This window comes from Ginsengibacter sp. (genome assembly GCF_057362405.1).
Window position 1 is genome coordinate 1 of record NZ_JBMQQG010000008.1, and the last position, 11483, is coordinate 11483.

The window sequence follows — 11483 nt, forward strand, 5'->3', positions numbered from 1 at the left end:
CCGGCACACCGGCCGCATGGATTATATTGTTGGTAACCTTGGGCTGAATTCCATCATGCAGGCGAGCGATTCTATGCCGGTTCATATAACTGCGGGCGATTTTGATCATAACGGAACATATGATGCTATCACCTCTGTTTATTTCCCGGATAAGGAGGGTTTAGAAAAAGAGTTCCCGCTCTTTAGCAGGGATGATATGATGGCCCAGTTGATTTCTTTAAAGAAAAAGTTTCCCGATTATAAATCTTTTGCAACGGCAACAATGGATGATATTTTATCTCCTGAACAAAGAAAGAATGCGTTGCGGCTGACTGCCAATTATCTTCAGTCATCTTATCTTAGAAATGATGGTAATGGGAAATTCACAGTTATCCCTTTACCTAAAGAAGCGCAGGTGTCATCATTGAATGGAATTGTGGTGGAAGATGTGGATGGCGATGGAAACCTGGATGTGGTTATAAATGGGAACGATTATGGAACCGAAGTTTCCAACGGACGTTATGACGCATTAAATGGCTTGTTGTTGAAGGGCGATGGAAAAGGAAATTTTAAACCAATGTCTATTTTGCAAAGCGGAATTTATATCCCTGGGAATGGCAAAGCCCTGGTTAAATTATTGGATAATAAAGGTGACCTGGTCCTGGCAGCCAGTCAAAATAAAGATGCACTGAAAGTATTTAAGCTGAGAAGAAAGGTGGAACATATTGCCTTACTTCCCGATGATATCAGCGCCATAATTTCTTTTAAAAACGGCAGTATCCAAAAGCAGGAGTTTTATTATGGGTCATCCTTTTTATCGCAATCGGCAAGGTTTTTAATTGTTAGTCCCGAAATGAAAAGCGCGGTCATTACCAATAATTCAGGGAAATCCAGGACCGTGGTATTTAATTAGGATTGCAAGACTATTTCATATTAAGTTAGAATCATTTCTTGTCAATAAAGTCTGGGTTTAGTGGATTTTATTTCGCAAAGGCATTAAATGAATCATCTCATCCCTCCTGCATTTAGTCGGGCTGCTTATTGCTACTATATTCACGGTTGGCAGTAAGGTTAAGGTTCCTCTTTTTTCGCACAGATAAAATAACATTGCCTTTAGATAAAAAAATATTTTTTTAACAAAATGTTAGTTGTATGCATCTAAATCATACTTTTATGTGTCCTTTATACATATTGAGCTCTTCAGTATGATTACGAGAAAAAATTTTTAACCACTTTATTGATTGCAAACTATGAGTATCAAAACCTATTTTCAGGGTAAAAGAATTGTACGCTGTTTTTTCCCCTTCCTGTTTCTTTTAGCTTTTTTAGTTCCTTCTTTTGTTTTCGCACAGGCCAAAACAATAACAGGTAAAGTCATCGGTAGCGACGGGAGTCCGATAGTTGGTGTTACCGTGCAGGAAAAAGGAAGTAAAACCGGTACAGCTACGGATGCTTCCGGTAACTTTTCGTTGAGCGTTACCAAACCAAATGCATCATTAGTGATCTCATCACTTGGCTATGAGACGCAAACTATTGCATTAGCTGGTCGGTCAAGCATTGACGTTACTTTAAGTGCGTCAGCAGCAAAAGAACTGGAACAGGTTGTTGTAATTGGTTATGGAACTGCTAGCAAGAGAGACTTGACAGGTTCCATTGTAAAAGTGTCCGGGAAGGAGGTGGCAGATAAGCCAAATGTGAATCCGGTGGCTTCTTTGCAGGGAAGAGTGGCAGGTTTGTCTGTTGTAAATAATGGAACACCGGGGCAGGCTCCTGATATTCGCATACGTGGTACCGTTAGTATCGGGCAGGTTCACCCTTTGTATGTTGTTGACGGTATCTTCGAAGATAACATCGATTATATTAATCCGAATGATATAGAATCCATCGAAATTCTAAAAGATCCTTCCTCTTTGGCAATATTTGGAGTTAAAGGCGCAACTGGTGTAATAGCAATTACTACTAAAAAAGCGGCTGCTGGAAAAACGATAGTAAATTTTAATTCTTCCTATGGTTTCAAGCAATTAGTTGATAAAATTAAGATGGCAGATGCGGCGCAATTTAAAACACTGTTTGATGAGGAAAATGCCAACAATGGCGTCACCACCCCTGACTATTCTGCGTTAACCGCCAACACCGATTGGATAAACGCAGTAACCCGTACGGGCGCATTTAATACAAATAACTTATCCATTTCATCAGGTACCGATAAGAATAAATTCAATCTGGGATTGGGATATTCTTCAGACCAGGGAATTATAAGACATGAACAGTTGGAAAGATTGTTATTATCCCTCACGGATGAAGTGAAATTGAATAAGGCCATAAAAATTGGTGTGACATTAAACGCCCAAAGGCAACACGATCCTTATGATGCAACAGGAATACTCGATGAAGCGAGAAAAGCAATGCCGCAGGTATCGGCAACCACTAAACCTTTTTTAGTGCAGAATCCTTATGGAACCGATAGTATCACGGAAAACATCTATTCCGGCCTGGACGTAGCGCTACAAAATTCAGGAGTTGTGAATCCTGTTTTGGAACTGGAGAATACCTGGAATAAAAGAATTAAAATTGAGTACAGAACGGTAGGAAGTGTTTATGCGGACATAACTTTTCTAAAATATTTTAATTTTAGAACAACGCTTTACGCTGATATCAGTAATGTTGATGATCGTCAATATTCGCCACTATATTACGCATACAATCCTTTAAGCAATACACCTTATTTGTATAGTTCTAAAACGCAGGTGTCTCAGACTAACTCCGTTTGGAGAAAATTTCAGCAGGATCATATCTTGAATTTTAAGAAGAGTTTTGGCCAGCATAATGTGACCGCAACTGCAGGTTTTACTACTTACTATTTTGGGAATTTCAATACATACGGTACTGCAAAACCTTACAGTAGTGGAAATGCACTGCCAATTCCTGACGATAAAAGATTTTGGTATATGTCCAACGGATTCGTAGATCCTACACAAACACTTACTTCTTCAGCCCAGGGAGAATATTCCACCATTTCGTCACTCGGAAGAGTACTGTATAATTATGCTGGTAAATATTATTTCAATGCCTCATTACGAGATGATGCATCTTCCCAGATACCATCAAAAAACAGACACCAGCAATTCTGGGCTGTTGGCGGTGCCTGGGAAATAAGTAAGGAGAAATTTATGGCCAATGTTGCAGCTATCGATTTCCTCAAGCTGAAAGGTTCTATAGGTGTGTTAGGCAATCAAAGTGTACCAAACCTTCCTGATGGTAGCCCTAATTACTATCCTTTCTATCCAAATTTAAGTACCGGGTCAGCAGCCGTTTTTGGGACCAATATCTACAACGCCGCATCTGAAGCCTATAGGGTAAATCCTAATTTAAAATGGGAAACTGTACACGCACACGATATAGGGTTGGAATTAAACGCCTTTAGTAACAGGTTACACTTTGAGGCAGACTATTTTAATAATACCACCAAAGATTTAATGTCTTATATCAGTCTTGGATCGCTGGGACTAAAAGATCAGTTAGAAAATGGGGGTAGCCTTAAAAACTGGGGAGAGGAATTTTCTGCTTCCTGGAACCAAAGTGTAACAAAAGACTTCAGCGTGAATGTAGCCGGTAACATCAGCTTTATAAAAAATAAAGTATTATCTCTGTCACCTGATTTACCCGGTGGGTATATTAGCAGAGCATCTTTCAATAATGGAAGTGCTGAAAGCAGAACTTTAGTAGGTGAGCCCATCGGATCATTTTATGGATATGTTGTTGAGGGGTTATATCAAAGCTACTCAGATATATTAAAGTCCCCACCTGCTTCATCTATCGGCGCTTATAGACCGGGAGATTTTAAATTTAAAGATGTTAATGGAGATGGATTTATTACCTCTGCCGATAGAACGATTATTGGTAACCCTTCTCCAAAATTTACATACGGCGGATCTATAAATCTAACTTACAAAGGATTTAATTTGGGTGTTGATTTTAATGGTGTATACGGTAATCAAATATTCCGCACATGGGGATCTTTGGAATCGCCATTCCAAAGAGTTAATTATCCTGCTTTTAAAATCAATAGCTGGACCGGTCCTGGCACTTCTAATTGGGACCCCATTATTAGCCAGGCAGACAGGTTCAATTATAATGGTTCAACTTATAACATCGAAGATGGAAGTTATTTCAGGTTTAGAAATATCCAATTGGGATATACATTTGATCACGGCCTTATTTCTCATCTGAAGCTTACTAATTTAAGATTATATGCTAACGTTCAAAATCTTAAAACTTTTAAAAACAATTACGGATATACGGCTGAATTTGGTGGCGATGCAACGGCATTCGGTTACGACAACGCTGGCGGCGCCATCCCTGTCATAACAACATTCGGTTTAAGTGTTTCATTTTAAATTTAATAAATGCAGTTTTATATGAAAAATAAAAAAATGATTTGGGCGCTTTTAATAATGACGCCTGCAATTTTTTCTTCATTAAGTTGTAAAAAGTTTTTGGACAGAAAGCCATTGACAGCTACATTAGACGATTTGCACCAGGGAACATTGGAAGCGCAAAGCTTTAATTTATATAGCATCTTGAGAGGTTATGCAGGGTTTTCTACCTTGCCCTGGATCGATTTCAACAGTATTCGCGATGATGATGCGCAAAAGGGAAGCAGCGCGACCGATGGTAAAGAAATTAATGCCGAATTTGAGACTTTTCAATATACAAAGGATGACTGGGCTACAGATACATACTGGAACGATCATTATTATATGATTAACCAGGCGAATAAGGAATTGTATACTGCAGATTCATTGAAAGTAACAGACGAGGCTTCCCTTCGTAATGTAGGAGAGGCGTGTTTCTTTAGGGCATACTCTTATTTTGAATTGGTAAAAGCTTATGGTGATGTTCCCAAGATTAATTATTACTATACCGATGCGTCTAAAGGTGTACAGCCCAAGTCGCCAGCCGCCGACATTTACGCACTGATTGATTCAGATTTAAACGTTGCTGCGCAATATTTACCATTAAACTGGGAAGTTGCCGGTAATAATATATATCCGGGCCGCTTAACAAGCGGTGCTGCCAAAACATTGTGGGCGCAGACTTACCTGCAAAGGAAGAATTGGGGACAGGTTGTGGCAATGTGCAACCAGGTCATAGCATCGGGTCAATACAAACTCACTTCAAATTTTGTGGATATTTGGAAAGATGGTTTAAATGGTGATGGTAAAAACGGACCTGAATCAATACTTGAAGCACAGTGTTGGATTACCAAGGGAGGCGCAACTTACTATGGAACGCAGTGGGGAACGAGCCAAAATGTAAGGCAAGGTGGTGCAAGCGTAGATTGGAACCTTGGCTGGGGCTGGAATACACCAACAGATAAATTAGTAGCCGACTGGGATAGCACGGATCCAAGAAAAGCAGCTACCATATTATATTCAGGCCAGTATGATGGAGGTCCCGCAGCCGGTGGATACGGAGCTACTTTACCAGCATATAATCCCGGCACTTTACTGGATCAGAAGTATTGGAATAAGAAGGTGTATTCCGATCCTCAAATGCGGGCGTTTACCGGTGAAATTGGAAATTCCGGTGGTGCAGATTGGATCAATCATAGAATTTTACGTTACGCCGATGTTCTCCTAATGTTGGCTGAAGCATCAAATGAAACGGGTGATGGTGCAACGGCAGAAGCAATGCTTGAAATGGTGAGAGCACGGGCGAGAGGAGGAAATAGCTCAGTGTTGCCACACATTGCGTACGCTAGTCAATCTCAAATGAGAACAGCGATCAAAAACGAACGAAGATGGGAATTTGCGATGGAGGGTTACCGATTTAATGACCTGGTTCGTTGGGGAGATGCGCAGTCGGTGCTGGGAACACTCGGATATCAGCCGAGAAACGCCTTATATCCAATTCCGCAGCCTGCAATTGATCTATCGGGCGGTGTGCTTATTCAAAATCCAAACTATTAATTTAGCCGTATTTTATTGCTGCAATAAAATCGACTTTCAAAACAGACGATTCACAAATTAAAAATATAAATATGAATTTAATTTATAGATTATTTAAGAACACAATGCTTGCAGGCGTTGTGGTTCTTGCAATAAGTAGTTGCGACAAATTGTCCCGGCCCGCTTTGGGAGATTATCCCAAAGATTCTAACCCTCCCGGTGGCCCTCTGAAATTTTTTGCGGCTTTTGATGGAGCTAATACCAATCCCTCTATGGCAGCAGTAGATAGCATCAGGGCAAATTTTGGCGTAGTCACTGACGGCAGTTTTGTAACAGGAGGGATTGAAGGCAATTGCTGGCAGGGCTCACCAACAGCTTACATTCAGTACCCCGGCCCCAATGACTTTACTAGAGCAACTAGTTTTACGGTTTCATTTTGGGTTAAGAAGACTCCCCAGGCTGCTGGTAGCGGAACTAATTTTGCTTTCGCTATAAATAGTTCTAAGTACAGCTGGACTAATTTGAAACTCTTTTTGGAGTTTGAAGATGCCGGCAATCCCAGTACTACTGCTATGGCTGCGGCGAAATTCTATGTCGATGATCAATGGATTGAATACACCAAACATACGGCAACTGACGATAGAATGCCCAATGTACTGAATGGATCGTGGCATCATTTGGCATTTACCTATGACGAAACAACGTCTACCTTATTGGCATACATTGACGGTACTCTCTTCCACACGAATAAAGTGGGCAACCCTGGAATTGGCAAGGCCGATTTTTCAAATTGTACAGGATTTACCATCGGCGGACCGGGTGCCGAAGCCCAGGGTGCTAATGGCTGGATGGGTAACTTAGATGGCCAATTAGATCAGTTCAGGTTATATAGTAGTGTTTTATCACCTGCCGATGTCCAGGCATTGTATAATGGTAAACAATAAATAGTATTTAGATATTTTATAATAAAACGGTTGTGCAGTAATTGCACAACTTTTTTATTTGTGGCTATCACTTTCGATTTGCTAAATGACTATCAATAAAATCAATGTATGGATGGTCTATGGATGAAGTATGAATAAAGTATCAGGAGTGTGGGAAATGGCTTATACCCTTTTACGTTAATAATTTCAGTGAAATCTATCCTAATCAACCTTTAGATATTTTCTTTTGAAGCAAAAAGTTCTTCGTCTCTTCCGGGTAAACCTTTATTAAGTGAGTATGTATTAGTGCAGCGGTAGGCACAAAATGCCCCGGCAGCAAGAGAGCCACAGACATGGATGGCTGTTTGGGCATGTGGCAGTCAACACAATTAGACTTGATTGATGAAACAGACATTTGACTTACTTTGCAAAAAGTGCCATGTTCTTTATTGTGACAGGTCATGCAACGTTGTGAAAATAGTTCAGTTTTACCCCTTTCATTTTCATGAGTATTGTGGCAAGTTGTGCATGTCATGGTTGCGCTGTTTCTGAAGCATTTACTTTCAATTAATAATCCGTATTGGTTGCCATGCACGTCAATCTCTTTTGTTGTTGGCGCAGCGGTGTTCTTTGTAAAATAATTGGATAACGTATCCCCAACTGTAAACTCGAATGAAGGTGTTGTTTTTTGAAGTCTTCCTCCATGGCATAGTGCGCAAAGATCAAGGTTTTGTTGCCTTGAAAGCATGGCAGGATTCACAATGTATTTACCTTGCTTGTCAGCAGGGTTTTGGGTTTCATACGCAACATGTTTTTCGCCGGGGCCATGGCATTTTTCACATTGCACCCCATATAAAATTTGGTTGTGGTCATATTCTTCTGGTTCTTTTCCGGCAGGAGATATTACATCAAAATAGGTACTATGGCATTCAAGGCAACGGGAAGTAACCGGCCTGTTATACACCACTTTTCCGGGGTCGTACCCGGGACTATTAGCCCATTCGTTCGCAGCAGTAAAAAAAGAAATTGGCAGCTGAAAAAGTTCATTCTTATACCATGATAAATAGGTTTGTCCTTTTGCACCGGAACCAGTAACGATGTCAAAACGCTTCGCAATTTTTTCAACACCTCGTTGCCACGCAACCTGGAACAGGCCGCTATCCCTTTTTTCCATACTCACGTACAGGTGATCGTTAAAAGGAAATACATTTTTTCCCTTTTCAAAACTTCCTCTTATGTATTTTTCTTCAGCTGGTTGCGAAGTCAGAAAATGATTCGTATGGACAAAACCTTCATAAATTTCTTTGTGGCACTTCATGCAGGTAACAACTCCGGCAAACTGTTTGAAGTTCACTTTTCTATCATCAGGCACCGCTGCACTCTTGACTTCTTTCTTAATGTTTTTTTCCCCACTATTGATACATTGAATCAAAATAAAAAAGCAGGAAATGATAAGGGATATAACTACTAAAGATCTCCTGGTGCTTATAAATATGTTCATGAAAACTTATATGATTATCGATGTAAACTGCAAGCTAATCTTAATATTAGTAAGCCCCAAAAGCTGCATGAGCCACATAAATAACCTGTATATTTACACTATAAAATTACTACTAATAAACTTCTGAATTATGCCTTCAAAAAGGCTTACGATTTTTTGTTTTCTCTTATTTACTTTGGTCTCCGTTTCCTGTAACAGGCATAAAGATTTATTTACAAGCTTACCTGCCTCAACTACTAAAATTGACTTCGCCAACGACCTGGAAAAACGTGATCTCTTTGGCATCCTCTACTATTTATATTATTACAATGGCGGTGGTGTTTCCATTGGCGATATTAATAACGATGGATTACCCGATATATATTTTACTGCTAACAGTTATGGACATAATAAATTGTATTTGAACAAAGGCAATTTTGAATTTGAAGATATAACAGAAAAGGCAGGAGTTGCCGGAACGGCAGACTGGTGCAGCGGTTCAACTATGGTTGATATTAATGGTGATGGACTCCTGGATATTTATGTCAGCTGTGTTGCCAATCATCATGGGTTAAAAGGTCATAACATGCTTTTTATTAATAACGGCAATAATACCTTTACAGAGAGCTCAGCGAAATACGGATTGGACTTCTCCGGCTTCACTACACAAGTGGCTTTTTTTGACTATGATCATGATGGTGATCTGGATTGTTATATGCTAAATCAATCGCATCAGCCTAACCAGAATATTGTTGACACAAGCAATCGAAGAAAATTTGATCAATATGCCGGAGATCGCTTCTATCGCAATGATATGAATACACCAATAAAAAAATTTACTGATGTAACCGCAAAGGCTGGTATTTACCAAAGCAGTCTTGGTTATGGATTAGGTATTTCAATAGGCGATTTAAATAACGATGGCTGGGATGATATTTATATAGGCAACGACTTTCATGAAAATGATTATTACTATGTAAATAACGGTGATGGAACCTTTACCGAAAGTGGTGCGAAATACTTTGATCACTACAGTCGCTTTAGCATGGGCAATGATATGGCCGATTATAATAATGATGGCCAGTTAGATGTAATAACAGTTGATATGCTCCCGCAGGACGAAAAGGTATTAAAGACTTATGGCAGCGATGAAAATCCGGATATTTATAGATTAAAGTTGATGAACAACGGGTTCCAATATCAATATTCCAAGAATTGTTTACAGCGAAATAATGGTAATGGAACCAGTTTCAGTGAGACGTCTCTGTTAAGCGGAGTTTCGGCTACTGATTGGAGTTGGAGCCCTCTTTTCGCTGATTTTGATAACGATGGTAACAAAGACTTATTTATTTCAAGTGGTATTGTGAAGCGCCCTGTGGATATGGATTACGTAAACTTTATTTCAAACTTGTATGTACACAAGCAATTGAACACTTCAGATAAATACGATGATATGGCATTGGAAAAAATGCCGGATGGAAGCTCTCATCCGTTCTTATACAAAGGAGATGGCAAATTGTCTTTTAAAGATGTGAGTGATGATTGGGGAACCGGCCAAATGAAAGGGTATTTTAATGGTGCTGCTTATGCAGACTTAAACAATGATGGTAATCTTGACCTGGTAATAAATTCTTTAAACGCACCCGCTTTAATATTAAAGAACAATGCGCCAAAGAAGAATTATATCTCCATTGCTTTCAAAGGAAACGACCTTAATACATTTGGCGTTGAATGCAAAGCATACATTTTTCAACATGGAAAAATGCAATATGAGCAATTAATGCTTACACGGGGTTTTCAATCTTCATCAGATACCCGCTTACATTTTGGCTTAGATTCCAATTCCGTTATTGATAGTATACTCGTTGTTTGGCCCAATCAAAAATTCCAGCTGGTAAAAAATGTACAAGCCAATAAACAGCTAACCTTTTACCAGAAGGATGCTTCCGGCATATTTGATTATCCATCATTTTTTAAGCCGGCGCCGGTTTACTTTAAGAATGTCAGCGATTCGATTCCTGTAAACTGGAAACATAAAGAAGATAATTTCGATGATTTTAATGTACAATACCTGATACCGCATGAAGAATCTACGAGAGGTCCAAAAGTAGCAGTGGCAGACGTAAATGGAGATGGGCTCGATGATTTTTATGCATGTGGTGCAAAAGGGCAACCGGGAACTTTGATGATTCAACAAAAGAACGGATCGTTTATTACAGCCGATACAGCTGTATTTAATATCGACGCCGGTTGTGAAGATGTTGATGCCACATTCTTTGATGCTAACGGAGACGGTTACCCTGATCTATACGTTGTAAGTGGTGGTAATGAATACACAGGCAATACCAGTTACCTGCTTGACAGGTTATACTTTAATGATGGCAAGGGCAATTTTAAAAAAGCTGATAATTCTCTGCCCAAAATTCTTCAAAACAAGTCCTGTGTTACCGTAGCAGATGTTGACCATGATGGAGATTTGGACCTGTTTGTGGGAAATCTTGCGGACGCTCATGCGTATGGCATTCCTCAAACTTCGTTTTTATTACTGAATGATGGAAAAGGGAACTTCACTGTTGCTAATGAAAGTACCATAACACTCTCAAATATTGGCATGGTTACTTCGGCTGCCTTTGCTGATGTTAATAATGACGGCTGGAAAGATTTAATTGTTACGGGCGAATGGATGCCCATGACAATTTTTATAAATAATCATGGCAAATTTGAAAAAACAGTTGTTCCCAATTCCACTGGCCTGTGGCAAACCGTTTACGCAGATGATGTAGACGGTGACGGTCATGTTGATATAATGGCGGGCAATTGGGGATGCAACAACAAATTCTGGAGTGGTAAAGATGGACCGCTTAGGTTATATGTTGGCGTATATGATGGAAGCGGTCACGTAAACCAGCTAATGTCGTACACATCTAACGGTGTAGAATACCCGTTCCTGGCAAAGGATGAAGTGGAAAGGCCGTTACCTCTTTTGAAAAAGCATTACTTGCTATATGCTGATTATGCCGGAGTGCCCATGAAAGATGTTTTTTACGGATGGATTGATACCGTAAAACCCATAATGGCAGAAAGACTGGCCTCTGCAGTTTTTTATGGGGACGGCAAAGGCGATTTTACTATTAATGATTTACCGGCTAC

General features: G+C 39.7%; 6 protein-coding genes. 5 read left to right on the forward strand and 1 reads right to left on the reverse strand.

Annotated features, from left to right (window positions below; all coding sequences use genetic code 11):
- The 4 genes from ACO1O5_RS00480 to ACO1O5_RS00495 all read left to right on the forward strand — a co-directional run.
- On the forward strand, positions 1–892 hold an 892-nt coding region (locus ACO1O5_RS00480; protein ID WP_486267372.1), incomplete at its 5' end, for an FG-GAP repeat domain-containing protein.
- A gap of 337 nt (positions 893–1229) precedes the next feature.
- The gene (locus ACO1O5_RS00485; protein ID WP_486267374.1) at positions 1230–4376 is read left to right on the forward strand and encodes a SusC/RagA family TonB-linked outer membrane protein; all 3147 of its coding nucleotides are present in this window, start codon (positions 1230–1232) and stop codon (positions 4374–4376) included.
- A gap of 21 nt (positions 4377–4397) precedes the next feature.
- Positions 4398–5951, forward strand: coding sequence for a RagB/SusD family nutrient uptake outer membrane protein (locus ACO1O5_RS00490; protein WP_486267376.1), 1554 nt, complete (start codon positions 4398–4400; stop codon positions 5949–5951).
- 71 nt (positions 5952–6022) lie between these two features.
- Positions 6023–6874, forward strand: a complete 852-nt coding sequence (locus ACO1O5_RS00495) for a LamG domain-containing protein (protein WP_486267378.1) — start codon at positions 6023–6025, stop codon at positions 6872–6874.
- A 205-nt stretch (positions 6875–7079) separates the two neighbouring features.
- On the opposite strand, the gene ACO1O5_RS00500 is transcribed toward ACO1O5_RS00495, so the two are convergent.
- Positions 7080–8354: a multiheme c-type cytochrome gene (locus tag ACO1O5_RS00500; protein WP_486267380.1), complete on the reverse strand. Its 1275-nt coding sequence runs from the start codon at positions 8352–8354 to the stop codon at positions 7080–7082.
- 130 nt (positions 8355–8484) lie between these two features.
- On the opposite strand from ACO1O5_RS00500, the gene ACO1O5_RS00505 reads away from it, so the two are divergent.
- Positions 8485–11483: VCBS repeat-containing protein (locus ACO1O5_RS00505; protein WP_486267382.1), on the forward strand; the 2999-nt coding region annotated here is incomplete at its 3' end.

Bases quoted from the DNA above. Each gene is read 5' to 3' on its own strand.
- ACO1O5_RS00485 (WP_486267374.1), top strand. From the start codon at position 1,230: ATGAGTATCAAAACCTATTTTCAGGGTAAAAGAATTGTACGCTGTTTT.
- ACO1O5_RS00490 (WP_486267376.1), top strand. From the start codon at position 4,398: ATGAAAAATAAAAAAATGATTTGGGCGCTTTTAATAATGACGCCTGCA.
- ACO1O5_RS00495 (WP_486267378.1), top strand. From the start codon at position 6,023: ATGAATTTAATTTATAGATTATTTAAGAACACAATGCTTGCAGGCGTT.
- ACO1O5_RS00500 (WP_486267380.1), bottom strand. From the start codon at position 8,354: ATGAACATATTTATAAGCACCAGGAGATCTTTAGTAGTTATATCCCTT.